Genomic DNA, 25,082 nt, shown 5'->3' with positions numbered 1-25,082 from the left:
CATGACGCAATTGGTCCCGCAGGCAAATGAGTGGGGACAGGGTCCCCAGTTTTCCACAGCTGTCCACAGGTTGACGGGGAGTTATCCACAAGCTGTGTGCATGCCCGGTATGAACCGTGCCGGGGCGATAGTCTCTCGGCCATGCAGCAGAGCCATCAGGTCCGTCCCGGTGGCGGGGCGTGGGCGGCCGCCGTCGTCTGGGCCTGCCTGCCCCTGTTCACGTGCGGGCTGGCGACCCCGTTCACCATCGGGTTCGCCGCGTTCTGGCTGCGGAGCATCTGGCAGGTCTTTGCGGCGTCCGCCTATCTGGTCTGCATCGGCTCGTTCGTGATCACGGCGCTGGCGTACGAAACCTTCGACGACATCCCCCAGCCGCTGGCCGCGCTCGTCTCGGTGGGCCTGTTCGTCAGCTGGCTCGGCGGGGCCATTCACTCAGGGCTCCTGGTGCCGACCATGGCGCGGGCGCGACTTCAGTCACCGCCCCGGGGGCCGGCGCATCCGCAGCACACGAATCTGCACCAGAGGACGACCTCGCCCTCCCAACAGCATGGGCATCGGGAGCCCGGCGCCTATCAGCGGCGTCCTGGCCCGGCTGAGACGCACCGACCGCGTCCCACCTCAGCTGAGACGTACCAGCGGCGTACCGACTCCACCGACACCCACCCGCCGCGTTCCGGTCCTGCTGAAAATTACCGGCGGCGTCCGACCCAGCCTGAGTCGCGCCGACGGCGTCCCGGAGAGCCTGAGTGGATCGGGCATTATCGGGTGCTCCAGTCACTCGGGCGCGGTGGGCAGGGGGCGGTTTACCTGGCCACGGCGCCCAACGGGACGCGGGTGGCCGTGAAGGTGCTGCACGATCTCGTCGATGAGACGGCGCGGGCCAGGTTCGCGCGGGAGGTGGACACAGCGCGGCGGGTGGCGACGTTTTCCACAGCCCGGGTGCTCGACGTGAACATCTCCGGGCAGCACGCCTACATTGTCAGCGAATACGTGGAGGGGCCCTCGCTGGAGCAGCTCGTCAAGAAACACGGGCCGCGTGATGAGGACAGTCTGACCAGGCTGGCGTTATCCACAGCCGGGGCGCTGGCGGCTATCCACAAGGCGGGGATCGTGCATCGTGATTTCAAGCCGAGCAATGTGCTGATCGGGAATGACGGGCCTCGGGTGATCGACTTCGGGATCGCGCGGGCGTTGGATCAAGTGACGATGACGTCGGGGAAGATGGTTGGGACACCGCCGTACATGTCGCCTGAGCAGCTGACGGGGGAGGCTGTGGGGCCGGCTTCCGATGTGTTCAGCTGGGCTGTGACGATCATGTTCGCGGCTACGGGGCGGCCTGCCTTCGGGGAGGACACCGTGCCTGCTGTGTTCAACCGGGTGCTCACGCTGCATCCGGACCTGTCGCCGTTGCCGCCTGCTTTACGGGGGGTTGTGGGGTCTTGTCTTAACAAGCGGCCTGAGGAACGGCCTTCGGCGTCGGACGTGATGCTGGCGATCGTGCAGTGAGTTGTTGCCACCCAGGGTGGTCTCCGGCCGCCTGCTCGTGGGAGGGATGGGCGTCGTTGGTTGCGATGTGACGGGCCTGGCGTCAGGGTGAGCGGTTGGGTTCAGGGGGGTGGGTCTGCCTGCGTTCTCAGGGTCGTTGCCTGCCGCCGCTGGTCGGGGTGCGTTGGCGTGGCTGATCGTGGCGCGCCTGCGACATGGCCCAGTGTCGCTGGTCCGGGTGTGTCGGTGGCGCGCCGTCAGGCTGGTCAAAGCGTCGCTGGTCTGGACGTGGGGCCAGTGTTGGCGTCGTTGATCGTGGTGCAGCGTCAGGGTGATTGGGCGTCGCTGGTTCGAGCGTGTCGCCAGTGCCGTTGGCGTCGCAGATCCTAGGCGCGCCTGCAGGCTGGTTGGGCGTCGCTGAACTGGGGCGAGCCCTCTGCGCTGGTTGGGCATCGCTGAGCCGAGCGGGCCCTCAAGCTGGTCGGGCGTCGGGCGTGTTGCGAGTGCCGGAGTTGCCGCTGATGGCCGGTGTGGGCGTGGCCGCTGACGGCGGGTGTGCGCCAATGGAAGCTGGTTCGGTGCGTTGGCCGCGTAGCTGGGCGGTGTTGTTCTCGGCGCGTCAGAGCGGCGCCGTACTCGGCACAGGGCGGTGCTGTACTCGGCGTGCCAGGGCCCGCTGTACTCGGCGCGTCAGGACGGCGCCGTACTCGGCACAGGGCGGTGCTGTACTCGGCGTGCCAGGGCCCGCGTACTCGGCGTTTCAGGGCGGCGGTGTTCTCGGCGCGTCAGGGCTGCTGACCTGGGTGTTGTCAGGGGGTGGCTTCTTTGGTGGCTCTGGTGAGGGTGAGGTACTCCTCGCGGGAGATGCGGTGTACGGCGAGGGAGAGGTTGTGGCGTTCCGCGAAGGAGTGGGCGTGTTCGGGGAGCCAGCGGCCTGGGAGGTGATGGAGAGGGCTGCCGGTTACGTCGAGGACGAAGAGGCCGGTGAGGCTGTCGTACTGATAGAGGAGCAGGCTGAAGGCTTCGCGTGGGGATGCGCCGATTCGGCGGGTGGCCGTGACCTCCGTGCCTTGGAAAACTTGGAGTTTGCCGGAGGAGTTTGCTTTGAGGTACGGTCCGCGGCCCGCTGAGGGCAGGAGGGTGCCTCTGCGTGCCTGCCAGCGGTTTATTCGTCCGAAGACGGGGCGTAGGACCAGCAGGGCGGGGCTGAAGGCGACCATCAGCCATTTGGATTCGAACATTTCCAGGAGGAACCGGCCCATTGACGAGACAGCGCGCCAGGCGGCCCACATTCCCAGAGACGCCAGATAGGCCATGAGGGCCATACCTGCGATTCCCGCGCAAATGGCTACCGGTTTGTGCCATTTACGCGGGAATAAGGAGCGGAGGCCGCGTAAGCGTTGCCAGCCGGGGGCGCGGCTTGCCAGGACCGCGCGTACGCGGGCCGGAGGGAAGGACCGGGCGTCCAGCAACGGGATGCCTGCTCTGTGCGCGAAGAGGTCCAGGTCGGGCTTGTGCCACTCGCCCGGCAGGTCGAGCAGGACCAGGCCGTCCGCGTCCAGGGCCGCTATGCCCTGCACGGGTTGGAGCTTGCCGGTTTTGGCGGCGACCTGCAGGCAGTTGTAGTGGTAGAGGCTCGCTGGTGTCACGCGTACGGAATGGCCTGAAGCAATGTCGGTGACGGCCAAGGTTTGGCCCTGTGACGTCAGAGCGATTTCCGGGCGGAGTTCGCCCTTTGTTGCACCTGAGATCGGAACAAGCACAGTCATACCCCCCAAAGGCGGCCCCCTGCCCAGGTATGACGAATAAAGCGGGCCTAAAGTTTCAGCCCTGGACGAGAACCTTGATGATGCCGGTCAGGGCCAGTTGGCCCAGGGCCAGGGGGACCAGGATGGCCCAGGCGAGCTTTTGGAGTTGGTCCTCGCGCAGCCGGGGAAACGTGACGCGCAGCCAGATCACCACGAATGACAGCGCGAATACCTTGATCAGAGTCCACAACCAGCCAGGGAGAAGCGGGCCGTGCCAGCCACCCAGGAACAGGACGGTGGTCAGGAACGACAGGACCACGATTCCGACGTACTCGGAGAGCATGAACAGCGCGAAGCGCATGCCTGTGTATTCGGTCATCGGGCCCATGATGATCTCGGACTCGGCGATCGGCATGTCGAACGGGGGGCGGCGCAGCTCGGCGAGCCCCGCCAGGAAGAAGACGACGCCGCCGACAGCCTGCCACGGCAGCCACCACCACTGCCACGCCTCGACGATGCCGGGGATCGACAGCGTGCCCGCGGCCATGGCGACGGAGGAGGCCGCCAGGACCAGCGGCAGCTCGTACGACATGAGCTGGGCGGCCGAACGCATGCCGCCGAGCACCGAGTATTTGTTGGCCGAGGCCCACCCCGCCATGATCGAGCCGAGGACGCCGACGCCCATGACGGCGAGGACGAAGAAGAGACCGAGATCGAGGTTCACGGCCACGCGGCCACGGTCGATGGGGATGACGATCAGTACGACGAGGTACGGGACGAGCGCCACGCCGGGGGCGATCATGAAGATGCGGCGGTCGGCCGCGGCCGGGATGACGTCCTCCTTCTGCGCGAACTTCACCCCATCGGCGATGAGCTGCGCCCAGCCGTGGAAACGGCCCGCGTACATGGGGCCCAGCCGCGACTGCATGTGAGCCATGACCTTGTGCTCGGTCTGGCCGACGATCAGCGGCAGAACCAGGAACACGATGAGGATGACGGCGAAGCTCAGCACCACTTCAAGCATCGGGCGGCCCCCAGTCGGCTGGAACTCCTGGCGGAAGTGTCTTGCGGCGGCTCGGTGCGCCGTGTCCTGACTCTCCGGGCTCCTTGGCGCCGGGCCACGGCTTGGCCACGCGGGCGGCGAGAATGAAATCCTTGCGGAGCGGATGGCCCTCGAACCCGTCGGGCAGGAGGAGGGGCACGAGGTAGGGGTGGTCGTCGAAGATCACGCCGAACATCTCGTACGTCTCGCGCTCGTGCCAGTTCGCGCCCCGGTAGACGCCTACCGCGGTGGGGAGGTGGGGGTCTTCACGGGGTACGCGGGTGCGGAGGAGCAGGCGTGCTCCGGCGGTCAGGTTGTAGACGTGGGCCACGACGAGGAAGGCGTCCGGCGGGTCGTCCACGCCGGTCAGCCAGTCGAAGAACGCGTAGCCGAGGTCGTCTCGGACGAACGTCAGGAGCTCGATCCAGTCGGCGGGGGGCACGTCGATCGTGGTGTCGCCGTAGGACTCGGAGATCTCGGCGCGGTCCCCGAACCGGGCCTCCACCTGGGTGAGACTGCCGGGGGGCGGGGTGGGATCGGGCGACTGATGCGGTGCCGGCTGCTGGGTGCCGTCGTTCGTCGGTTGTGTGGGCGGGTGGGTCTCGGGCCGCTCGGATGGCTCTGCAGGCGGGTGGGTCTCGGCGCGCTCGGACGGCTCTGCAGACGGGCGAGTCCCGGGTTGCTCGGACGGGCGGGTCCCGGACCCCTCGGCTGGCTGTGCGGGCGGATGGGCTTCGGGCCGCTCGGATGGCTCAGCAGGCGGGTGGGTCTCGGCGCGCTCGGACGGCTGCTGGTTGTGGGGGTTGGAGGCGGTCGAGGGGTCGGGGGTGTTGTCCGGTCGGTCGGGGGTTCCCTCGGTGGTCACGCGTCCTCCCCGTGGGAGCGGGACCACACGTACCGATCGCTGAGCTTCTCGTCGGCGATCTTCTCCTGGAGCTTCATGATCCCGTACAGGAGTGCCTCCGGGCGGGGTGGGCAGCCGGGCACGTACACGTCGACGGGGATGATCTGGTCCACGCCGTTGGTCACGCAGTAGGAGTCCCAGTAGGGGCCGCCGGAGTTGGAGCAGGCGCCGAACGAGATCACGTATTTCGGGTCGGGCATCTGCTCGTAGAGCCGCTTGACGGCGGGGGCCATCTTGTCGGTGACCGTGCCGGAGACGATCATCAGGTCGGCCTGGCGCGGGCCGTTCGCGAACGGGATCACGCCGAACCTGATGAAGTCGTGCCTGCTCATCGAGGTCGCGATGAACTCGATGGCGCAGCAGGCCAGCCCGAAGTTGAACACCCACAGCGAGTAGCGCCGGCCCCAGTTGAGCACGAAGCGCATCGGCTTGGGCGCCAACCTGGAGATCGGGCCCACGGTGGGCATCGGGAGGTCTGTTGCTGCCATGTTGACCATTCTTGCGCGGATCGCAGGTCAGGCAAAGGAATCTTCGGTTGGGGGGTGGTTGGGGAGTTCTTGGCTTGGTGGGAGTTGTCGTGGTTTCCCGGGGATCTACGCCATGCGGCGGTCATCGTGTCGGGCCGGGTGTCCCGGCCTCGGCTCCGATCCAGTCGAGTGGGGTGGGGTGGTCGGGGCTGGAGCATCGCTGGGGGTGAAGGGATCGGCGCCCACGGGAACGAGCGGGGCGAGCCCCTCAGCCGCTCGGGTGCGGGGTGTGGGCCGAGGGTCGAGTGCGGGGCAGGGCCGGAGTGCGGCTCGGAGTGGGTGTGGGTCGAGGTCAGGGGGCGCGCCGAGGCCAGGGGCGAGGCGGGGGTGAGCGGCGAAGCGGGGGTGGTGTTGTGCGTCAAGACGGATGCGAGGCGGTGTGGGCCGAGGCGAAGCCAGGGGACGAGGTGGGGTGAGTGGCAGGCGGGTGGGTTGTGCGCCAAAGCGGGGATGCGAGGCGGTGTGCGCCAAGGCGGAGATGCGGGGCGGGGTGGGTTGTGCGCCGAGGCCGGGGGGGGAATGCGAGGCGGGGGTTGGGTTCAGGTGAGGAGGCGGGGTTAGGTCCAGGTGAGTACGCGTTTGCGCCAGGCGTACAGGATGCCCAAGGCGATGAAGCCCAGGAAGACGAACATCTCCACGAGCGTCGTCAGCCCGTAGCCAGGAGCGTCGAAGACGGTGGCCCAGGGGAACAGGAAGACGGCGTCCACCGCGAACACTACGTACAGGTACGTGAAGACGTAGTAGCGGACCTGGGACTGCGCCCACCCCTCCCCGACCGGGTCGACCCCGCACTCGTACGTGGTCAGCTTCTCCGGGGTCGGGCGGGTCGGGCGGAGGAGGCGGTTGGCCATCAGGGCGCCGGCCACGATGGCGACGCCGATGGCGAGCAGTGCGGCGACGAGCACATAGGACCCGAAGTAGCCCTCCATGAGTGAGATCGTAACCCGGGATCTCCATCACGAACCTGGTCAAAGTTCAGGAATCCGCCACGAACCATAGCCAAGGAGCGCGGGCCGGTACCCACGCCGGTCAAAGGCTCGGGCGTGATCACGTCAAGACGGGGTAAACGGAAAGATCAACCACATACCCTGACATTCATGCACAAATTGCGATTCTTTTCCGGAATCGCTCTGCTGGCCCTCTCGGCGACCGCCTGTGGTCTGGCGGCCGGCTCCCCCGAGAGGGACGTCGTGGTCCCGGCAGAGCCGACGATGATCGACTTCGTCGACCCGGCGGCCGTTGCCGGCCTGTCCATCAGGACGCTCACCGACGACCACTACGCCGGCAGCCGATATGTGCACATCAGCTATCCCGAGTTCCAGAACGCCCCCGCGCTCAACCGCGCCCTGCGCGCCGAGGCCGAGCGGAAGTGGCGGGACTTCCGCGGGCGGACCGAAGGCCGCGCCGCCTACCAGCGGCCCGAGCTGAACGTGGAGTGGCAGCTCGCCGCCGCCTCTCCCCAGGCGATCGCGGTACGGCTGCGGACGGGCGAGTTCCAGGGCGCCGGCTGGGGCTACGCCACGCGTACGTACTGGTTCGACCGGCGCGACGGCAAGGCCACGGAGTCGGCCGGGCTGCTCGACGGCGAGCACGCCCTGCGGCAGCTCGCCCAGCTGGTGCGCGAGCAGCTCAAGGAGCGCGGGTCGCAGGTCGAGCGGGAGGAGGTCACCGCCGGAGGCGACCGGTTCGACTCGATGGCGTTCAACCGGAACGGGGACCTGGTGGTCGAGTTCGACGACTGCCAGATAGGGCCGTGCTCGCTGGGGCGGCTGGCCGTGGCGGTGCCGGCGGATCGGGTACGTCTGCTGCTGTCCGAGTTCGGGCGGCGGGCGCAGGACAGCGTGCGGGAGGCGGCCAGGAGGGCGCCGATCCGGCGGCCCGAAACGGCGCCCGCGGAGAGCCCGCAGGCCGTCAGCAACCGGGCGGGCACCGTGGACTGCGCCAAGGCGAAGTGCGTGGCGCTGACGTTCGACGATGGCCCCGGGCCCTATACAGGGAAATTGCTGGACATCTTGCGGAAAGACCGGGCGAGGGCGACGTTCTTCGTGGTCGGTTCCAACGCCGCCGCCCAGCCCGAGCTGGTCAAGAGGATGAGCGCCGAAGGGCATCTCGTCGGGAACCACACCTGGGACCACAAGGACCTCTCGAAACAGGCGACCAGCCGGATCGCCGACTCGCTCGGGCGCACCGAGGACGCGGTCTCGACCACGATCGGGCAGCGGCCGGCGCTCGTGCGGACGCCGTACGGAGCCGTGAGCCAGGCCGTGCGCGACGTCGTGACCGAGCTGGGGCTGGTCCTGGTCGACTGGGACATCGACGTCAAGGATCTGCTGGCAGATAAAGCGGGCGACATCGCGGACCTTGCCGTGCGCAAGGCGCATCCAGGTGCGATCATTCTCATGCACGACATCCACCGGGAAACCGTTGACGCGGTTCCGGACATCCTCAAAAGGCTGCGCGGGAAGGGTTACACCTTCGTCACCGTTCCTGAGTTGTACGGCTCGGCAGGGATGCAGGCCGGACACCTGTACCGGTCGGGGGAGCGAGCTGCCGGGTAAGCGCCCCCTGACGTAGGACACGCATTGGGGGGACGTATAGTTGGCGCTCGTGACCCGAACCGTTCTGTACGCACGCCTGCATGTGGACCTCTGCAGGCTCGCGTCCGGGCTGTGTCGTCGTTCTCCCACCTCACCCTGACTTCGACCGCGTTTACCCGCTTTACGCGGGATGCAAACGCGTGACCTTCCGAGGATCTAGCATGGATACAGAGAACGCGCTCCGGGCGACCGCGCCCCGGGCGTCGAGGAGGACTGAGCCGTGACCCAGCGCAGCGAGGGCACAATTGAGCACAGTCGAGTTTCGTTCACAGCACTGACGAGGGAGGCGCTGTGAACAAGCAGGTCCAGCAACTCGACCGCGTGATCATCAGGTTCGCCGGAGACTCCGGCGACGGCATGCAGCTCACCGGTGACCGCTTCACCGCGGGCACGGCGGAGTTCGGCAACGACCTGTCGACGCTCCCCAACTTCCCCGCCGAGATCCGCGCGCCCGCAGGCACCCTGCCGGGTGTGTCGAGCTTCCAGCTCCACTTCGCCGACCACGACATCCTCACGCCCGGCGACGCGCCGAACGTGCTCGTGGCCATGAACCCGGCCGCCCTCAAGGCCAACCTGGGCGACCTGCCCAGAGGCGCGGACATCATCGCCAACACCGACGAGTTCACCAAGCGCAACCTGCAGAAGGTCGGCTATGACGCCAACCCGCTGGAGGACGACTCGCTCAGCGAGTGGCGCGTGCACGCGGTGCCGCTGACCTCGCTCACCGTCAAGGCCCTCGAGGGCTTCGAGCTGTCCAAGAAGGACGCCGAGCGGTCGAAGAACATGTTCGCGCTGGGCCTGCTCAGTTGGCTCTACCACCGGCCGACCGAGCACACCATCAAGTTCCTCGAGCAGAAGTTCGCGAAGAAGCCGGACATCGCCAAGGCCAACATCGCCGCCTTCCAGGCGGGCTGGAACTACGGCGAGACCACCGAGTCCTTCTCCGTCTCGTACGAGGTCAAGCCCGCCCAGCTGGCCCCTGGCGTCTACCGCAACATCTCCGGCAACCAGGCCCTCGCGTACGGCCTGATCGCCGCCGGCGTGCAGTCCAAGCTCCCGCTGTTCCTGGGCTCCTACCCGATCACCCCGGCCAGCGACATTCTGCACGAGCTGAGCAAGCACAAGCGCTTCGGCATCCGCACCTTCCAGGCGGAGGACGAGATCGCGGGCGTCGGCGCGGCGCTCGGGGCCGCGTTCGGCGGGGCGCTCGGCGTGACCACCACGTCCGGTCCGGGTGTGGCGCTCAAGGCCGAGACCGTCGGCCTGGCGGTCACCACGGAGCTGCCGCTGATCATCGTGGACGTGCAGCGCGCGGGGCCGAGCACCGGCATGCCGACCAAGACCGAGCAGACCGACCTGCTCATGGCCATGTTCGGCCGCAACGGCGAGTCCCCGGTGCCGATCGTGGCGCCGATGTCGCCGAGCGACTGCTTCGACGCCGCCATCGAGGCCGCCCGGATCGCGGTCAAGTACCGCACCCCGGTCATGCTGCTCTCGGACGGCTACCTGGCCAACGGCTCGGAGCCCTGGCGCCTGCCCGAAGTTTCCGACTTGCCGGACATTTCGCAGCCCTTCACCGACGCCCCCAACGGCGCCGACGGCGAGTTCCTGCCGTACAAGCGTGACACCGAGACGCTGGCCCGTCCGTGGGCCATCCCCGGCACGGCCGGGCTCGAGCACCGCATCGGCGGCATCGAGAAGGCCGACGGCACCGGCAACATCTCCTACGACCCCGACAACCACGACCTGATGGTCCGCACGCGTGCCGCGAAGATCGCCGGCATCGACGTGCCGGAGCTGGCGGTCGACGACCCCGACGGCGACGCGAAGGTGCTCGTCCTCGGGTGGGGCTCGACGTACGGACCGATCGCCGCGGCCGTGCGCCGGATCAGGAGAAACGGCGGCAAGGTCGCCCAGGCCCACCTGCGCCACCTCAACCCGCTGCCCGCCAACACCGGCGAGGTGCTCAAGAGCTACGACAAGGTGCTGCTGCCCGAGATCAACCTCGGCCAGCTCGCGCTGCTGCTGCGGGCTCGCTACCTCGTCGACGTGATCAGCTACAACCGTGTGCGCGGGCTCCCGTTCAAGGCCGAGGAGCTGGCCGGAGTCATCCAGGACGTGATCGACAGTGACTGAGCTCGTTAACGGGAAGGGCCTGTCGCTCATCCCCAAGACCGACGTCAAGCAGACCCTGAAGGACTTCAAGTCCGACCAGGAGGTGCGCTGGTGCCCGGGCTGCGGCGACTACGCCATCCTGGCCGCGGTGCAGAGCTTCCTGCCGGAGCTGGGGCTCAAGCGCGAGAACATCGTGTTCGTGTCGGGCATCGGCTGCTCCTCGCGCTTCCCGTACTACCTCAACACGTACGGTTTCCACTCGATCCACGGTCGCGCGCCCGCCATCGCGACGGGGCTGGCCGCCTCCCGGCCCGACCTGTCGGTGTGGGTGATCACCGGTGACGGCGACGCGCTGTCGATCGGCGGCAACCACCTGATCCACGCGCTGCGCCGCAACGTCAACCTGAACATCCTGCTGTTCAACAACCGGATCTACGGGCTGACCAAGGGCCAGTACTCGCCCACCTCCGAGGTCGGCAAGATCACCAAGTCGACGCCGATGGGCTCGCTGGACAAGCCGTTCAACCCGATCTCGCTGGCTCTGGGCGCCGAGGCGTCGTTCGTGGCCCGCACCATCGACTCCGACCGCAAGCACCTGCAGTCGGTGCTGCGCGAGGCCACCGCGCACCGCGGCACGTCGCTGGTGGAGATCTACCAGAACTGCAACATCTTCAACGACAACGCCTTCGAGCAGCTCAAGGACCCCGAGGTCCGCGACGACATCACGCTGCGCCTGGAGCACGGGCAGCCGATCGTGAGCGCCTCCAAGGCCGTCGTGCGGGCGGCCAACGGCGGCATCGAGGTGGTGGCGCGTGACAGCGTGAGCGAGGACCAGATCCTCGTGCACGACGCGCACGCTCCCGACCCGTCGGCGGCCTTCGCGCTCAGCAGGCTGGACGAGCCGGCGTTCGAGCACGTGCCGATCGGCATCTTCCGGCAGATCGACCGGCCGGCGTACGACGTGCTGATGGCCGAGCAGCTCGAGGAGGCCGTGGCGCAGAAGGGCCCCGGCGACCTGAGCGAGCTGCTCCTCGGTGGAGACACCTGGCGCATCGGCTAGTTGATGATTAGATGGAGCCGTCGGCCTGAACGGCTCCATCTTCCACGGAGCGACGAACGTTTAGGCCCGAGAGCGGTAGCTTGCGTGACCAGCGAGGGCCAAGTGAGCGCGACCATTCAACACGGAGGTCAATCCACGATGTCGCATTGGCCGGAGACCGTGGTGATGGTGACAGGGGCGGCCGGATTCATCGGCTCGCATCTGGTGACGCGCTTACGAGCGCTCGGCGCCCAGGTGCACGCCGTCAGCCGCCGCCCCCAGCAGGCTCGCCATGGCGAGACCTGGCACGTGGCGAGCCTGAGCGACGCCGACGTGACGACGCGGCTCTTCCGGTCGGTACGGCCGACGCTCCTGTTCCACCTCGCCGGTGAGGTCACCGGATCGAGAGGTGACGAGGTCCTCCGCGCCACCCTGGAGAGCAACGTCATCGGCGGGGTCAACGTGCTGGCCGCCGCGCACGAACGCGGCATCAAGACCGTCTTCACCGGCTCCATCGAGGAGCCGCGCCCGGGCAACGACCAGGCGCCGCCCTCGTCGGCCTACGCGATGTCCAAATGGGCCGCCACCGGCTACGCGCAGCTCTACCACCGCCTCTGGGACCTGCCCGTCACCGTTCTGCGCCCCAGCATGGTCTACGGGCCCGCCCAGCCCGACACCACCAAGCTCGTCCCGTACGTGACGCTCTGCCTCCTGCGGGGCCAGCGCCCCCGGCTCACCAAGGCCGCCAAACTCGCCGACTGGATCTATGTCGACGACGTCGTCGACGCGTTCGTCCTGGCGGGCGAATCAGACAAAGCCATCGGCCACACTCTGGATATCGGCACCGGCGTCAAGACCCCGGCCCATGAGGTCGTCGAGCGACTTTATCGGATCACCGGCACGGGCACGCGACCCGAATTCGGCGCCGCGCCCGATCGTCCGCACGATATTACGCAGGTCGGCGACATCGCTCCGGCGGCGGACCGGCTCGGCTGGCGTCCTGTCACGGAATTGGACGAAGGGTTGCGCCGAACAGTCGATTGGTATGCGTCGCAAGAATGTCACAAAGAATCACGCACTGAAGCCGGGCCAGCATAATTCTGCGAGCATAGGGGTACTTGTCTGGCCGGAGGAGTGCCTTATATGAGCCGTCTCAATGCCCTGCGCAGCCGTTTCGTGGACGCTCCGGACTCGCTCGGAGCCAAGGCGCGGGCGCGAAGGTGGCAGTGGTTCGCCGACCGGTTCCCCGACCTCGACCAGATGAACGTGCTCGACCTCGGCGGCACGGCCGGGGCCTGGATGCGCGCCCCGGTCAGGCCGGCCCACGTACACATCGTCAACCTCGAGCAGCCGCCCGCCGACCTGCCGGGATGGCTGCGGGCCGATGTCGCCGACGCCTGCGACCTGCCGGCCGGGATCCGTGGCACCCGCTACGACCTGGTCTTCTCCAACGCGGTGATCGAACACGTCGGCGGGCACCAGCGCCGGCAGCGGTTCGCCGACACCGTGCATGAGATGGCCGAGCGGCACTGGGTGCAGACGCCCTACCGCTATTTCCCGGTCGAGCCGCACTTCCTGTTCCCGGGGTTCCAGTTCCTGCCGCTCGCCGCGCGGACGACGATCCTGCGCCGTTGGCCACTCGTCCACACCCCGACCTCCGACCGCGACGCCGCCCGCATGATCGCCATGGAGGTCGAGCTGCTCAGCGTGACCGAGATGCGGCACTACTTCCCCAAGTCCCAGATCCGCTTCGAGCGGCTGGCCGGGCTGGTGAAGTCGGTCATCGCGATCCGCAGCTAGTCAGCGGCCAGCACGCTCGCGCCGCCGCTCTCCCAGGTGTTGCCCTTCCAGACGTTGCCCGGCCCGTTGGAGTCCCAGTACGACACCGGGCCGGCGTAGCCGCCCTTGGGCCACACCTTGCGGCTGAAGACGTTGTCGATCACCTTGATGTTCGAGGACAGGCCCTTCCTGCCGGCGCCCGCGTAGAGCGACCAGCCGCCCCCGGCCAGCAGGTTGCCCTGCACGGTGACGTTGCGGGTCACGCCGAAGTCCTGGAAGAGCGCTATCGCGCCCGTCTGGTCGAGCGTGTTGATCACGGTGTTGCGCCGAATGATCAGCTCGGTGCCGGCGGCGGCGGTGCCCGTCGACATGATCATGTCGGTGTGGTCGCCGGAGTAGTACTTCGGGTCGTGCACGTACGAGTCCTCGACCAGGCCCTGGTCGGTGAGGATGCCGTTGGAGATCGTGTGGATGTCCACACGGCGGATCGTGATCATCTTGCCCTGGTTGAGGATGCCGAACTGGGTGCGCTGCTTGCCGTTGCCGAAGATCTCGCTGTCCTCGACCTTGAGCCCGCTGTGCCCCTCGCGCTGGAGGATGCCCCAGTAGTCGGACTGTCCGCGCACCCGGGTGTTGCGGATGGTCACGTTGTCGGCCTCGACCGTGATGTCGCCGGTGACGTCCCAGCCGTCGATGACCTTGCCGTCCTCCTTGATGACGATCGAGCCGGTCTTGCGGACCAGATCGGTGCCCTCGGGGACGCCCGTGTTCCCGGGTCCGGGCCAGCCACCGCTCGGCGGCGGCGCGGTCGTCGGCGTCTTCGTCGGAGTGGGGGTCGGGGTCTGGGTGGGGGTCCCGGGAGGCGTCTTCGTGGGGGTCCCGGGAATCGTCACGGTCGAGGTCGGGGTCGGCGTCCCGGTGGGCGTGGCCGTCGGGGTCGGCGTCCTGGTGGGGGTTGGGGTGAGCGTCCCGGTCGGCGTGACCGTCGGAGTCGCGGTCGGCGTCCTCGTCGCAGTCGGAGTCGCAGAAGGAGTAGGCGTCGCAGGAGGAGTGGGCGTCACAGAACGAGAGGGCGTCACAGGAGGAGTGGGCGTCCGCGTCCTCGTCGGCCTCGGCGTCGGTGAGGAGATCAGGGTCGGTGTCTTGATGGGCGTCCCGGGCGGCGTCGCCGAATCGCCGGGCCCCGGCGTCTCCGTCCGCGTGCGCGTCGGCCGCGAGGTCGGCTTCTTGGTAGGCCGCCGGGGCCACCACCACGGCCCCTTGGTCTTCCGTGACCGCGGGCTCTCGGTGGTGGGGCGGGGCCGGGACTTCTGACCGGCGGCGGCCCGCGGCGAGACCGAAGCGCGGGTCCCGCTCGCGTCCGTCAGGACCGCCTGAGGCTTCAGCACATCAGAGGCGATGACGCCGTATCCGCCCGCGAGCACCGCGACGGCGGAGACACCGGCCAGGGATAACCACCCGGTCCGCCTCTTACTTCGATTACTCCGCCGATGCCTTGACACAGGTGACTCCTTCCGATCACGGCCACATCGAGTCCCCAAAGGGAGAGAGTAGCCATGCCGGAAGCACTAAGAGGGGCTTTTTGCCGAAAAGGACTCCTTTACCCCTCAATTCTCAGAAAGCTCACCTTTCTCAATGATCACAATAAACCCGTTATCCCGGACTTACCGCCCCACCGTTTTCCCAGATGTTGCCCTGCCACGTATTTCCGGGCCCGTCCTTATCCCAATATGAAACCGGCCCCGCAGAGCCGCCCTTGGGCCACACCCTGCGGCTGAAGACGTTGCCGATCACCTTGATGTTCGACGAGGTGCCCTTGACCCCGGCCCCCGCGTACAGCGACCAGCCACCCCCGGCCAGCAGGTTGCCCTCCACCGTCACGTCCTTGACCACGCCGAAGTCCTGGAACAGCGCGATCGCGGCCGTCTGGTCGAGCGTGTTGATCACCGTGTTGCGCCGGATGATCAGCTCGGTGCCGGCGGCGGGCGGACCCGTCGACATGATCATGTCGGTGTGGTCGCCGGAGTAGTACTTCGGGTCGTGCACGTACGAGTCCTCGACCACACCCTGCTGGGTCAGGATGCCGTTGGAGATCGTGTGGATGTCCACCCGGCGCACCGTGATCAGCTTGCCCTGGTTGAGGATGCCGAACTGGGTGCGCTCCTTGCCGTTGCCGAAGATCTCGCTGTCCTCGACCTTCAGCCCGGTGTGCCCCTCGCGCTGGAGGATCCCCCACCAGCCCTTGGTGCCGCGGACCCGCGTGTTGCGGATGGTCACGTCGTCGGCCTCGACCGTGATGTAGCCGGTCACCTCGACGCCGTCGATGACCGTGCCGTTCTTGGTCACCCGGATGGACCCGGACTCGCGCAGCGGCACACCGTTGGGCACACCGGTGTTGTCCGGCCCCGGCCGGCTCCGCTCGGCCGGGTTCAACGGCGGGGCCGAGGCGGACGCGCTCGGGGGCGTGGCGAGCGACTGGGTGGCGAGCGGCTTCTCCTGGGCGCCGCCGTTCTGGCACCCGCTCAGCAGCACGATCAGGCCCAGGCCGAGCCACCGGCCTATGGCGGACGACCCCACTAGGCGTTGGGCTTCCGGCCGCCGACGAGGTCGGCCAGCGCGGGTGGCGTCCAGCGCTTGGCGACCTGGCGGAGGTTGCTCTTCCACGCCTCGCCGGGCCGCTGCTTGAACAGCGTGGTGTGCTCGTCGGTGGTCTCGTCCTCGGGCCGGCCGTTGGAGTAGTAGTAGAGCGCCATCGAGCGCCGCGCCCGGTCCGGCGGGCAGGTGAGCGGGTCCGGGTGCCCGTGGTTGGCGTCGTCGGTCGTGGCGAACACCACGAACCGGTTGAAGACCGGGAGGATCTTGCCCTCGCACTCGGTCATGTCCTTGTTCCACAGCTGCAGGTGCCCGCCGTAGCTCTCCTCCCAGTCCTTGTTGAGGTAGAGCAGGCCGTTGAGGCGGCGGTCGAGGTTCAGCTTCCGGCTCTTGTTGAAGTCGGCGTGCACCTTGAGGAAGCCGCCCGGCCGGATCTGGTGCAGGCCGCCGCCCTCGAAGTGCGGGTCGGAGACGAGTTGCGTGATGCCGGTCAGCCGCTCCAGGAACTGGACGAACACCCCGCTGTTGAACTCCGCCAGCAGGTGCCTGGTGGCCGGCCCCATGCGCTCGGTGTCGGCCAGCGCCAGCTTCACCTCGCGCGCGGTGTCGAACCGCTGCCAGGTGGCGTCCCGCGGCTCGGGGAACTCCTCGAGGACGGGCTCCAGCACCTCGGGCGGCAGGAAGTCGTCGATGACCACGTGGCGGAACGGCGAGGCCGTACGGAACTGCTCGGAATACTTGTCCGCCAGCGGGAAGAGGTCATCCCGGCGGAAGGTGAAAGCCTGCAGATCCTGCATGAAATGTGTCTCCGTCTCTACGACACCGCGGCCCCTACCTCCTCATCGCCTCAGCCGTGTCATCTGTTACCTGTAACGCTCCATTCCTGGGGCGCGATGGGGACATGTGAAGCCCGGCTCTCCCCGAGTCGCGATCGTGATCGTGACCTACAACAGCGCTCCGGTCCTCGGCGGTTGCCTGGCCTCCCTGCCCGAGGGCACCGACGGCGTACAGCTCGCCGCCGTCGTCGTGGCGGACAACGCCTCCAAGGACGACTCGCTCCGCATCGCGGAAGAGGCCACCGGCCTGCCCATGCGACCCGTGCAGGTGGGCAGGAACGCCGGGTACGCGGCGGCGATCAACGCCGGGATCGCGGCGCTCGACCTCCACGAGCTCGACGCGATCTTCGTGATGAACCCCGACTGCCGCCTTCGTCCCGGTTCGCTGGCCGTGTTGAGCAAGGCCCTCGACCGACCGGGCACCGGCATCGCCGTCCCCCGCCTGACCAGCACCGAGGGGGTGCTCCACCACTCGCTCCGCCGCACGCCGGCCGTAAGCCGCGCGCTGGGCGAGGCGCTGCTCGGCGGGCACCTGGCGGGCCGCGTCGGCGCGCTGGGCGAGATGATCGTCGATCCCGGCCGCTACGAGCGGCCGGGCCCCGCGGACTGGGCCACCGGGGCCGCCATGCTCATCTCCGTCGCGGCGCTCACCGAGGTCGGCCCGTGGGACGAGTCGTTCCTGCTGTACAGCGAGGAGACCGAGTACGCGCTGCGGGCCGCGGACGGGGGCTGGAGCCTCTGGTACGAGCCCGCCGCGGTGGTCGAGCACATCGGCGGCGAGGCGAAGACCAGCCCGATGCTGGCCGCGCTGCTCACGGTCAACCGCGTGCGGCTGTTCCGGCGGCGCAGGGGCAGGATCGCGACCGCGGGCTTCTATCTCGCCGTCCTGCTCGGCGAGGCCATGCGGGCCGCCGCGGGCCGCCGCACGGCCAGAGCGTCGGTCGTGGCCCTCCTCAGACCCTCCCGCCGGCTGCGGACCCTACCTGGATGAGAGGAACACCATGAGAGTCGAGCACCTGGAGCTCGAAGGCGTGCTGCTGTTCGTGCCGACGCCCAGTCACGACGATCGGGGCTTCTTCACCCGGACCTTCGACGCCGCGATCGCCGCGGAGCACGGGCTGGACCACGCCGCGTTCGTCCAGGACAGCCAGTCGCGCTCGCGCCTGGGAACGATCCGAGGGATGCACGGCCGTTCGGGCCGCGGCGAGGCCAAGCTGGTACGGGCCGCGCACGGCGCCGTGCTCGACATCCTGGTGGACGCGCGGCCGGACTCGCCGACGTTCGGCGCCCACCTCACCGTCCGGCTCGACGACGTGTCGTTCGCGCACCTCTACGTGCCGCCGGGCATCCTGCACGGCTACCAGGCGCTGACCGAGCACGCCGACGTCTGCTACCGCATCGACCGGGAGCACGACCCCGCCGAGGACCTGGCCGTCCGCTACGACGACCCCGACCTCGCGCTGCCCTGGCCGTTGCCGGTCAGCGCGATCAGCGAGCGCGACAGGTCGGCGGGCTCCTGGAAGGAGCTCAGGAGCAGCTTGTCCGCCTGATCCTGGCGCTCGAACCGCAGCAGCGCCCCGGCCGCGCCGACCAGCAGGAACATCACGCTGGTGATGCCGGGGAAGGAGAGCAGGTCGAAGGTGGCCGCCCCCAGCAGCGGGATCACCAGGCAGGCGGCGATGGTCAGGCCCAGGTTGCGTACGTTCGGATCGGAGCTCAGCCGGCGGACCCAGAGGGCCACGACGATCCCGCACCCGATCACGCCGACGAACCCCAGCACGCCGAGCAGCCCGGTCTCGACCAGTGACAGCAGGTACTGGTTGTCGAAGACCTGATGCTTGAAGGGGTACCAGGTGCCGAGCCCACGGCCGAAGATCGGGCTCTTGTCGAACTCCCGCATCGCGAACGGGTAGTCGTGGGTGCGGTAGATGATGCTGCTGTCCTCGCCGGCGCCGGCGAACAGGTTGTAGAACGTGCCGATCAGGCCCGGCGCCAGGACCTTCATGAAGCCCAGGAACATTACGAACGCCCCGATGGTGACGATCCGCCGCCGGTTGGACCAGCCGAGCAGGAGGATCAGCCCCGCCCCCGCCAGGCCGAGCACGGCGGTCCTGGAGACCGAGAACATCAGGCCGGCCGCGATGATGGCGGCGCAGATCCACCAGCGGGTCGCGGCCTGGCCGCGGCTGCGCGCCTGGAAGCCGAGGTGCGCGGCCAGCGGCAGCAGCATCGCCGACAGCGCGCCGAACTCGATCGGGTGCCCGAGCGTGCCGGCCACGCGGCGCAGGTCCGAGCGGGAGATCACGGTGGGCACCTCCTCCACGGAGGAGTGGCGCAGCCCGGGGATCTGCATGTACTTGGTGAGGTCGAAGTCGAGCCTGAACTGCAGCAGCGCGACGATCGCCGCGAACGTGCCGCCGATCACGACCGCCTTCAGCACGAAGTCGAGGCGCTCGCGGCTGCCGATGCCGTCGCAGACCATCAGCAGCAGGCTCACGTAGCCCGCGTAGAGCACGAACGTGTGGTCGGAGAGGTTGAGCTCGTCGGACGGCAGGTACAGGTAGGTCGTGTACCCGTAGATCGCCAGCAGGAGCATGCCGTACACGAAGATCGCGGTGCGCACCGGGTTGCCGCCCTTGGCCACGCCGGCCGTACTGATCATCTGCGCGCACACCCACACCAGGCCCAGCAGCAGAGCCATGATCTCGGCGGGCGTGAGCGACAGCGGGAGCCCGGCCACCGCCAGGCGGGCCGGAAGCATCAGCAGGACCACGACGAAGAAGCAGACCAGCGTGGCGCCGTCGGCGCGCCGGAGCGGCCGCTGGGCCAGGTCGGCCGGGGTCATCCTTCGCGTCCAGCCAGCGACCGCGTTCCGTTGCTCGCGACGGGCTCGTAAAGTCCGAGCTCGGGCGGGGCCGGGCGGCGCGCCCGGCGATGGCGGGCGAAGCTCTCGGCCGCGAAGGCGGCGAACAGGCTCATGAAGAACGCCAGCGCCCCCGTGACCACCGCGCTGCGCATCCGGCTGCCCTTCTTCTCGTCGGGCTGGGTGGGCGGCACCACGACGGTGGCGCTCACATAGGTGGTGGGCGGCGCCTTGACCTGCTGCTGCCGGACGCGTAGCTCCTGCTGGGCCAGCTCGGTGACCTTCACGACGATGCCGTGGGCCAGCTCAGCGCTCGGCGCCTCGCAGGTGATGACGATGAAGGGGGTCGCCGGCATCATCTCGGGGTTGGTGCCCCCGCTGGTGATCTTGAGCGTGACGTCGCCGCCGATCGGCGCGCCGACCTTGGCGACCGCCTCAGGGGTGTTCAGCGCCTGGATGAGGATCGACGAGGTCATGCTCAACCCCTGGTCGAAGGAGACCAGGGGGTTGGTGCGCGGGTTGGGGAACTTGGGGTCGCTCGGCACGCTGCCGCCGGTGACCGGCAGCGTGAGAACGAGCGCCGAGCTGGAGATGAAGGTCTTGGGCGCCACGGCGAAGATGCCGACGGCTCCCACGACCGTGAGCAGGAAGGCCGGAATCGTCACGTACCACCGTTTGAACAGAACGGTCGCAGTCGCCCAGAAGTCCATGCGCGGGCCTCATCCCTCGCCCTTGTCCTGGGTCGCCTTGCCGGGCGAGGGCACGGGCGAGAGAGGATCCCCCCGGTAGACGGGGAACTCCATGGTGCTGGAACTGTCCTCATCCGGTTCCACGGGCTCCGGCTCCGGCACGGGCACCGGCTCCGGCACCGCCACGGGAGCGACCACCGGGACCGCCACCGGAACCGCCAGAGGTGCTGCCAGAGGCGCTGCCAGGGGCTCCGGCTGCTTCATCTGCTGGGGAGCGCGCCTGGTCACGACGCCGTAGGCGATGCCGAGGCCCAGGAGCAGGCAGAGCACGGCGCCACCGATCCCTCCCTGCCAGTTCACGCTGTGGTCGGCCTCGGGGGTGGACGGCGGCACGATGTCGGTGGAGGTGATGAAGGTGTTCGGCGGAGCGCCGAGCGCCTTCTGCCACTTGAACAGCTCGGTCGCCACGCGCTCGCGTGCCGCCATCAGCACGGCCGTGGCCTGCCGGGGAGACTCGCTGTCGACCCTGATGTAGATGTAGGGCCCGTTGATGTCCAGGACGTTGGGGTTGGAGCGGCCGTCGTCGATCGTGATCTCCGTCGGGCCGTCCTTGGGGGCGCCGAGCTGGGTCCAGACGTCCTGCGTGTTCATCGACAGGATGACGATGCTGGCGCCGGTCTTCAGCGCGTCGTTGAAGGAGAGGAACGGGTTGGTGAGTCCCTGCTTGGTCTTGTCGGAGGGGACGGTGCCCCCGTTCACCGGCGTGGCCAGCACAAGGGAGACATCGGTCGTGTAGTGCGCCGGAATGACCGCGTACACCACAACGCCCACCAGGATCGAGAGACAGATCAGTGGCGGGCCTATGAGAACTCGGCGGAGAAGACCAAGGATCGTCTTCCAGAACTCCATTTTGGTACGTTCCCCCGCATCAGCAATGCTTGCCCTATAGCGGACCATCGCCCATCCGCGGCCAGACGTTACATCTCCGTAGAACGGTTACACCGCGCGTAGTCGAAGCGATAGACCTACGACTACGGCGACGGGGGCTTCGGGTGGGGATCACGGTAGAGCGTCCGGCGACGCGGCACAGGCTGGCCGGACTCGACGGCTTACGGGGCCTGGCGGCGTTGTTCGTCGTCCTTCACCATTGCTGGCTCCTGTCCTTCCCCGGGTTCCCGGTCAACGACGCGCCCTGGTGGACGGGATGGCTGCTCTACGGCCATTTCGCGGTCGTGGTGTTCATCGTCCTGTCCGGTTTCTCGCTGGCGATCTCGCCCGCCCGCTCCGGCTGGCAGCTGGGCGGCATCCCCACGTTCCTCAACCGCCGCGCCTGGCGCATCCTGCCGCCCTACTGGGCGGCGCTGGCGTTCAGCCTGGTGATCGCGTGGGCGGTCATCCCGCAACCCGGGCAGCAGGCGCCCACCGGGCAGTCGGTCCTCATCTACGGGCTCCTTCTGCAGGACGTCTTCGGCTCCCCCAGCCCCAACGGGGCCCTGTGGTCGATCGCCGTCGAGGCGCAGCTCTACCTGGTGTTCCCGCTGATGCTGCTGGTCCTGCGCAAGCTGGGCGCGGCGGTGATGCTCGGCGCGGTGACCCTGATCGTCGTGGCGGTGGGGGCGCTGGCGCCTTCCGTACCGGCCGTGGACCTGCTGATGCGGCTGACGCCGCAGTTCGCCGCGCTCTTCGCCATGGGCGCGGTCTGCGCCGGTGTCGTGCGCGCGCAGGAGCGTACGGAGCGCCTGCCCTGGCACTGGTTCGTGGCGGCCGCCGCGGTCCCGGTGCTCCTGCTGATCGTGGTCGCCGGGCCGGTCTGGGTGGTCGCGAACTTCTTCTGGGTGGACCTGGCGGTCGGCCCGGCCGCCGGGTTGTTGCTGGCGGGCGTGGCGACGGGCAAGCCGGCCTGGCTGGTACGGCTGCTCGACACGCGTCCGATCCGGCGGCTGGGCTCCTTCTCCTACAGCCTCTACCTGATCCACTCCCCGCTCGTCGTCATGATCAACCGGCTGGTCGTGGCCCCGCACGTGCCGCCGGGCATGCCGGCCTTTCTCCTCACGCTCGCCCTGGCAGTGCCGGTGAGCGTGGGGACGGCGTGGTTGTTCGCCTCGGTCTTCGAGTTGCCCTTCCAACGGCACCGGAGCTGGAAGGGCCTGCGCGACGCCGTACGCGCGCGGTTGGTCAGGTGAGCTTGGCCAAAGCCTCCGCCTCGTACTCCGCCGCGAGCTCCTCCGGGATGCGCGTCAGGTCGTCGGCCCGGTAGAAGTCGCGCAGGGTGGTGCCGCGGCAGGTCGCGTCCACGTTGGGCGCCGCCGCGCGGGAGCGGACGTCGTCGATGTGGACGGTGCGGAAGTCGATGCTGAAGCGGGTCCTGCCGGAGGTGTTGGTGACGGTGGAGTGCAGGTGCGCCCCGGAGAAGAGCAGCATCCCGCCCGGCTCCGGCACCAGCCGGAGCTCCGTTTCGAGGTCGAGCGCCTCCTCCGGCTTGGGCTGCTCCCGGGTGTCGCTGTGGATGTGCTGGGCGGCCGTGGGCCGGCTGACGGCGGTCCATTCCGCGTAGTCGTAGCGGCCGCTGCCGTTGCGTACGGGGCGGTCGAAGTACTGCGGGTGCAGGGCGAAGACGTTCTCCGGGACCACCTCGTAGATCGGGATCCACCAGTTGACCTGGCAGAACGGCGCGGCGTACCAGCAGTCGCGATGAGCGTGGTAGGCGTAGGAGATGCCGGAGTCGAGATAGTGGTCGGCGGTGGAGGTACGCAGCCTCGGCACGTCGAAGTAGGTCTTGTCCAGCGCCATGCCCAGCTCGTCGAGCAGGGTGACGAGGAGCTTCTTGCTGGTGGGGTGGTGGATGAAGCGCGGCTTGAGGTCCGCGAGCAGTGCCGCGAACTCCTCTACCGGCATCTCGTACTGGGCGGTCTGGGGGTCGCGGCCCTCGAACGCCTCCTCGATCAACTCGCGGGCGAACTCGATCAGCTTGGTCGAGGCAGGCGTCGCGGAGTAGAGGAAGAGGTCTCCCTGGAAGAGCATTTTGCGCCGAACATCATCGTTGATTCGGCTATTTGACAATAAAACGGACATAGCGAGATTTTCCCCCTCGCGTGGTTCTTTTCCCTTCTCTCGCCATAGCCCGCTTCTTTGTTACAGGGAGGTTAGAGGGGTCACAGAGGAAGCTGTGTCTGCGTGTCCGGCCTGCCCACATAGACCGAGTAGTCCGGGTGGTCGAAGCGGTGCAGCGCCTGGATGTTGTCGTTCCAGGGGGCGGGAACCGGGCGCTTGTGCCGCAGCCCGTTGATCGGCGCCAGCTTCATCAGCTCGTTGTCCTCGTTGAACTCCCGGATCGCGCTGAGCTCGCCGACATAGTCGTTGTGGATGATCTGGTCGTCGTCGCCGACCGTGTCGTCGAGGTAGCAGAACACGCGGGGCAGGAAGTACTTGTGGTCGCCCTTGAACAGCCGCAGCGCCGCCGCGGTCGAGGAGTAGAAGTCCACGTCGATGGAGACGAACCCGATCGGCGCCGGACGCTCACTGTCGAGGAACTCGCCGACCGTGTCCTCGATGTTGCCCAGGACCAGAGTGGCCTCCCCCAGCCGGGCCCGGAGGGCGTCGACGTCCATGACGAAGTCGCCCTCGCGCCAGATGTAGGGCAGGTCCCGGAAGTCGGTGGGCTTGGGCAGCCCGGCGCCGGTGTCGAAGCCGTACACGTCGATCTTCACCCCCGACGCGGCCGAGGCCAGCGCCGCCATGCGGTTGAGCTCCACCATGCCCGCGCCGCCCGCGACGCCGAACTCGACCACGCTGATCCGGCCGACGCCGAGGCGCCTGGCCAGCTCGGCCGCCTGCTGCACGCCGTAGGCGTAGTGCGGCCTCGGGTAGAGGTCGAGCGAGCAGCGCAGCTGGTACGAGCCGAACGGCAGGCGCCGCATGACGGCCAGCAGGATCCGGCCCGGCTGCATGAGCAGCCGCACGATGCGAATCAACACGCGGAGATCACCCTTTCGAGGAGACGAGTCGGGCGGCCAACCCGGCGAGTTTGCGGCTGCGGTGCGTCAGCATCTGGTGCTGCCGCCGCCAGTAGGTACGCAGCAGCACGGCGTGGGCACGGTTGCGTTGCTCCGTGGACAGCTCCATGAGCCGCACGGCTCGGTACATCGCCCGGAACTGCAGCGTGGTGGCGAAGTGCGCGGTCCAGGCCGGCACTCCGAGCGCCGCGGCGATCCCGGGCAGGCGCCGCTCGCGCAGGTTGCGGTGGGCGAGCGTCTCCGGCACGTGACCCCAGGGCGCGGTCAGCGCGAGCATCGTGGCGTAGACCTCGTCCTCGCGGATCATCAGCGGCCTGGGCACGGCGGCCACCTGCTCGCGCCGCATCAGGCCGTAAAGGGGGTCGAGCCCGTGGTGCTGGGTGGTGACGACGTCCCACAGCTCGTCCAGGCGGTCGATGGGGTCGTCGGAGAGCATCCGGGTGCCGCGGTAGCGGGGCTGGTGGACCGTCCCGTCCGCCCCGGTGTAGCTGACGTCCGAGGTGACCAGGATGAGCCGCTCGTCGGCCAGGAACGGCTCCAGGCTCCGGGAGACGTAGCCCGGTTCGAGCAGGTCGTCGTCGCCCATCCAGCGGAAGAACTCCCCGCGCGCCCGCCGCAGCACCTCCACGAAGTTCCCGACCACGTGCAGGTCACGCGGCTGCCGGTAGTAGGCGATCCGGCTGTCCTGCCTCGCCAGCTCACGGCAGAGCTCCTCCGTGGCGTCGGTGGAGGCGTTGTCCGAGATCACCACCTCGATCTCGGCGTGGTCCTGGGCGAGCGCCGACCGCACGGCCGCCTCCAGGCGGTCCGCACCGTTGCGGACCGGGATTCCGATGGACACCAGCATCGCTTC

25 protein-coding genes are annotated in these 25,082 nt (G+C 68.4%); 11 read left to right on the top strand and 14 right to left on the bottom strand.

The window, feature by feature from the left end:
- Positions 1–141: 141 nt before the first annotated feature.
- The gene (locus ACFKCF_RS37850; protein WP_394500116.1) at positions 142–1,506 is read left to right on the top strand and encodes a protein kinase; all 1,365 of its coding nucleotides are present in this window, start codon (positions 142–144) and stop codon (positions 1,504–1,506) included.
- A 788-nt stretch (positions 1,507–2,294) separates the two neighbouring features.
- Here the strand turns inward: ACFKCF_RS37850 and ACFKCF_RS37845 are convergent.
- The 5 genes from ACFKCF_RS37845 to ACFKCF_RS37825 form a co-directional block, all read right to left on the bottom strand.
- On the bottom strand, positions 2,295–3,248 hold the full coding sequence (locus tag ACFKCF_RS37845; RefSeq protein ID WP_394500115.1) for a hypothetical protein: 954 nt from the start codon (positions 3,246–3,248) through the stop codon (positions 2,295–2,297).
- Positions 3,249–3,309: 61 nt separating this feature from the next.
- The gene (locus ACFKCF_RS37840) at positions 3,310–4,257 is read right to left on the bottom strand and encodes an NADH-quinone oxidoreductase subunit H (protein WP_394500114.1); all 948 of its coding nucleotides are present in this window, start codon (positions 4,255–4,257) and stop codon (positions 3,310–3,312) included.
- Positions 4,250–5,140, bottom strand: coding sequence for an NADH-quinone oxidoreductase subunit C (locus ACFKCF_RS37835; RefSeq protein ID WP_394500113.1), 891 nt, complete (start codon positions 5,138–5,140; stop codon positions 4,250–4,252). Before ACFKCF_RS37835 ends, ACFKCF_RS37840 begins: the two co-directional genes overlap by 8 nt.
- Positions 5,137–5,646, bottom strand: a complete 510-nt coding sequence (locus tag ACFKCF_RS37830) for an NADH-quinone oxidoreductase subunit B family protein (RefSeq protein WP_318787639.1) — start codon at positions 5,644–5,646, stop codon at positions 5,137–5,139. Before ACFKCF_RS37830 ends, ACFKCF_RS37835 begins: the two co-directional genes overlap by 4 nt.
- A gap of 617 nt (positions 5,647–6,263) precedes the next feature.
- A complete protein-coding gene (locus ACFKCF_RS37825) occupies positions 6,264–6,635 on the bottom strand; it encodes an NADH-quinone oxidoreductase subunit A (RefSeq protein ID WP_364758197.1) in 372 nt (123 codons plus the stop codon).
- Between the two features lie 168 nt (positions 6,636–6,803).
- On the opposite strand from ACFKCF_RS37825, the gene ACFKCF_RS37820 reads away from it, so the two are divergent.
- The 6 genes from ACFKCF_RS37820 (at position 6,804) to ACFKCF_RS37795 (ending at position 13,257) form a co-directional block, all read left to right on the top strand.
- The gene (locus ACFKCF_RS37820; RefSeq protein WP_394500112.1) at positions 6,804–8,264 is read left to right on the top strand and encodes a polysaccharide deacetylase family protein; all 1,461 of its coding nucleotides are present in this window, start codon (positions 6,804–6,806) and stop codon (positions 8,262–8,264) included.
- 49 nt (positions 8,265–8,313) lie between these two features.
- Positions 8,314–8,403, top strand: a complete 90-nt coding sequence (locus tag ACFKCF_RS37815; RefSeq protein WP_350733556.1) for a putative leader peptide — start codon at positions 8,314–8,316, stop codon at positions 8,401–8,403.
- A 191-nt stretch (positions 8,404–8,594) separates the two neighbouring features.
- Complete coding sequence (locus ACFKCF_RS37810; protein ID WP_394500111.1) at positions 8,595–10,439, top strand: 2-oxoacid:acceptor oxidoreductase subunit alpha; 1,845 nt, start codon at positions 8,595–8,597, stop codon at positions 10,437–10,439.
- Entirely contained in the window at positions 10,432–11,478 is a 1,047-nt protein-coding gene (locus ACFKCF_RS37805) for a 2-oxoacid:ferredoxin oxidoreductase subunit beta (RefSeq protein ID WP_394500110.1), read from the top strand. The genes ACFKCF_RS37810 and ACFKCF_RS37805 overlap by 8 nt, the downstream gene beginning before the upstream one ends.
- Before the next feature lie 102 nt (positions 11,479–11,580).
- Positions 11,581–12,555 (top strand): NAD-dependent epimerase/dehydratase family protein, encoded by a 975-nt coding sequence (locus ACFKCF_RS37800; RefSeq protein WP_394500109.1) that lies wholly within the window; start codon positions 11,581–11,583, stop codon positions 12,553–12,555.
- A 45-nt stretch (positions 12,556–12,600) separates the two neighbouring features.
- Positions 12,601–13,257 (top strand): hypothetical protein, encoded by a 657-nt coding sequence (locus ACFKCF_RS37795; protein WP_394500108.1) that lies wholly within the window; start codon positions 12,601–12,603, stop codon positions 13,255–13,257.
- Here ACFKCF_RS37795 and ACFKCF_RS37790 read toward each other — a convergent pair.
- On the bottom strand, positions 13,254–14,129 hold the full coding sequence (locus tag ACFKCF_RS37790; RefSeq protein ID WP_394500107.1) for a hypothetical protein: 876 nt from the start codon (positions 14,127–14,129) through the stop codon (positions 13,254–13,256). The two genes, ACFKCF_RS37795 and ACFKCF_RS37790, sit on opposite strands and share 4 nt — an antisense overlap.
- On the opposite strand from ACFKCF_RS37790, the gene ACFKCF_RS37785 reads away from it, so the two are divergent.
- Positions 14,107–14,550, top strand: a complete 444-nt coding sequence (locus ACFKCF_RS37785; RefSeq protein WP_394500106.1) for a hypothetical protein — start codon at positions 14,107–14,109, stop codon at positions 14,548–14,550. The two genes, ACFKCF_RS37790 and ACFKCF_RS37785, sit on opposite strands and share 23 nt — an antisense overlap.
- A 339-nt stretch (positions 14,551–14,889) precedes the next feature.
- Here the strand turns inward: ACFKCF_RS37785 and ACFKCF_RS37780 are convergent, their stop codons facing one another.
- Both ACFKCF_RS37780 and ACFKCF_RS37775 read right to left on the bottom strand, forming a co-directional pair.
- Complete coding sequence (locus tag ACFKCF_RS37780; protein ID WP_394500105.1) at positions 14,890–15,813, bottom strand: hypothetical protein; 924 nt, start codon at positions 15,811–15,813, stop codon at positions 14,890–14,892.
- Positions 15,813–16,625: a 2OG-Fe(II) oxygenase gene (locus ACFKCF_RS37775; RefSeq protein WP_394500104.1), complete on the bottom strand. Its 813-nt coding sequence runs from the start codon at positions 16,623–16,625 to the stop codon at positions 15,813–15,815. Before ACFKCF_RS37775 ends, ACFKCF_RS37780 begins: the two co-directional genes overlap by 1 nt.
- A 106-nt stretch (positions 16,626–16,731) precedes the next feature.
- Here ACFKCF_RS37775 and ACFKCF_RS37770 point away from each other — a divergent pair, with 106 nt between their 5' ends.
- Both ACFKCF_RS37770 and ACFKCF_RS37765 read left to right on the top strand, forming a co-directional pair.
- Complete coding sequence (locus ACFKCF_RS37770) at positions 16,732–17,655, top strand: glycosyltransferase family 2 protein (RefSeq protein WP_394500103.1); 924 nt, start codon at positions 16,732–16,734, stop codon at positions 17,653–17,655.
- A 10-nt stretch (positions 17,656–17,665) separates the two neighbouring features.
- Positions 17,666–18,214 (top strand): dTDP-4-dehydrorhamnose 3,5-epimerase family protein, encoded by a 549-nt coding sequence (locus tag ACFKCF_RS37765; protein ID WP_394500102.1) that lies wholly within the window; start codon positions 17,666–17,668, stop codon positions 18,212–18,214.
- On the opposite strand, the gene ACFKCF_RS37760 is transcribed toward ACFKCF_RS37765, so the two are convergent.
- From ACFKCF_RS37760 to ACFKCF_RS37750, 3 genes are read right to left on the bottom strand one after another with little or no spacing between them, the layout of a single operon-like run.
- Entirely contained in the window at positions 18,103–19,509 is a 1,407-nt protein-coding gene (locus ACFKCF_RS37760) for an O-antigen ligase family protein (RefSeq protein WP_394500101.1), read from the bottom strand. The two genes, ACFKCF_RS37765 and ACFKCF_RS37760, sit on opposite strands and share 112 nt — an antisense overlap.
- Positions 19,506–20,192 (bottom strand): hypothetical protein, encoded by a 687-nt coding sequence (locus ACFKCF_RS37755; protein WP_394500100.1) that lies wholly within the window; start codon positions 20,190–20,192, stop codon positions 19,506–19,508. Before ACFKCF_RS37755 ends, ACFKCF_RS37760 begins: the two co-directional genes overlap by 4 nt.
- Positions 20,193–20,246: 54 nt before the next feature.
- Entirely contained in the window at positions 20,247–21,038 is a 792-nt protein-coding gene (locus ACFKCF_RS37750) for a hypothetical protein (protein ID WP_394500099.1), read from the bottom strand.
- 230 nt (positions 21,039–21,268) lie between these two features.
- On the opposite strand from ACFKCF_RS37750, the gene ACFKCF_RS37745 reads away from it, so the two are divergent.
- A complete protein-coding gene (locus ACFKCF_RS37745) occupies positions 21,269–22,399 on the top strand; it encodes an acyltransferase family protein (protein WP_394500098.1) in 1,131 nt (376 codons plus the stop codon).
- On the opposite strand, the gene ACFKCF_RS37740 is transcribed toward ACFKCF_RS37745, so the two are convergent.
- From ACFKCF_RS37740 to ACFKCF_RS37730, 3 genes are all read right to left on the bottom strand, one after another.
- Complete coding sequence (locus ACFKCF_RS37740; protein WP_387581457.1) at positions 22,392–23,237, bottom strand: hypothetical protein; 846 nt, start codon at positions 23,235–23,237, stop codon at positions 22,392–22,394. The two genes, ACFKCF_RS37745 and ACFKCF_RS37740, sit on opposite strands and share 8 nt — an antisense overlap.
- Before the next feature lie 131 nt (positions 23,238–23,368).
- Positions 23,369–24,190 carry a hypothetical protein gene (locus tag ACFKCF_RS37735; RefSeq protein ID WP_394500097.1) on the bottom strand — a complete coding sequence of 274 codons (822 nt, stop codon included), beginning with the start codon at positions 24,188–24,190 and terminating at the stop codon, positions 23,369–23,371.
- A gap of 7 nt (positions 24,191–24,197) precedes the next feature.
- Positions 24,198–25,076: a glycosyltransferase family 2 protein gene (locus ACFKCF_RS37730; RefSeq protein WP_394500096.1), complete on the bottom strand. Its 879-nt coding sequence runs from the start codon at positions 25,074–25,076 to the stop codon at positions 24,198–24,200.
- Positions 25,077–25,082 lie beyond the last annotated feature (6 nt).

The sequence above is a fragment of the Nonomuraea sp. JJY05 genome, from assembly GCF_043496855.1.
GTDB lineage: Bacteria > Actinomycetota > Actinomycetes > Streptosporangiales > Streptosporangiaceae > Nonomuraea.
The sequence above is the reverse complement of the archived record's forward strand: the minus strand, read 5'-3'. Positions and strand labels throughout refer to the sequence as shown.

Coding starts and splice junctions, on each gene's coding strand:
- ACFKCF_RS37850 (WP_394500116.1), top strand. CDS start 142: ATGCAGCAGAGCCATCAGGTCCGTCCCGGTGGCGGGGCGTGGGCGGCC.
- ACFKCF_RS37840 (WP_394500114.1), bottom strand. CDS start 4,257: ATGCTTGAAGTGGTGCTGAGCTTCGCCGTCATCCTCATCGTGTTCCTG.
- ACFKCF_RS37830 (WP_318787639.1), bottom strand. CDS start 5,646: ATGCCCACCGTGGGCCCGATCTCCAGGTTGGCGCCCAAGCCGATGCGC.
- ACFKCF_RS37825 (WP_364758197.1), bottom strand. CDS start 6,635: ATGGAGGGCTACTTCGGGTCCTATGTGCTCGTCGCCGCACTGCTCGCC.
- ACFKCF_RS37820 (WP_394500112.1), top strand. CDS start 6,804: ATGCACAAATTGCGATTCTTTTCCGGAATCGCTCTGCTGGCCCTCTCG.
- ACFKCF_RS37795 (WP_394500108.1), top strand. CDS start 12,601: ATGAGCCGTCTCAATGCCCTGCGCAGCCGTTTCGTGGACGCTCCGGAC.
- ACFKCF_RS37775 (WP_394500104.1), bottom strand. CDS start 16,625: ATGCAGGATCTGCAGGCTTTCACCTTCCGCCGGGATGACCTCTTCCCG.
- ACFKCF_RS37765 (WP_394500102.1), top strand. CDS start 17,666: ATGAGAGTCGAGCACCTGGAGCTCGAAGGCGTGCTGCTGTTCGTGCCG.
- ACFKCF_RS37760 (WP_394500101.1), bottom strand. CDS start 19,509: ATGACCCCGGCCGACCTGGCCCAGCGGCCGCTCCGGCGCGCCGACGGC.
- ACFKCF_RS37740 (WP_387581457.1), bottom strand. CDS start 23,237: ATGCTCTTCCAGGGAGACCTCTTCCTCTACTCCGCGACGCCTGCCTCG.
- ACFKCF_RS37730 (WP_394500096.1), bottom strand. CDS start 25,076: ATGCTGGTGTCCATCGGAATCCCGGTCCGCAACGGTGCGGACCGCCTG.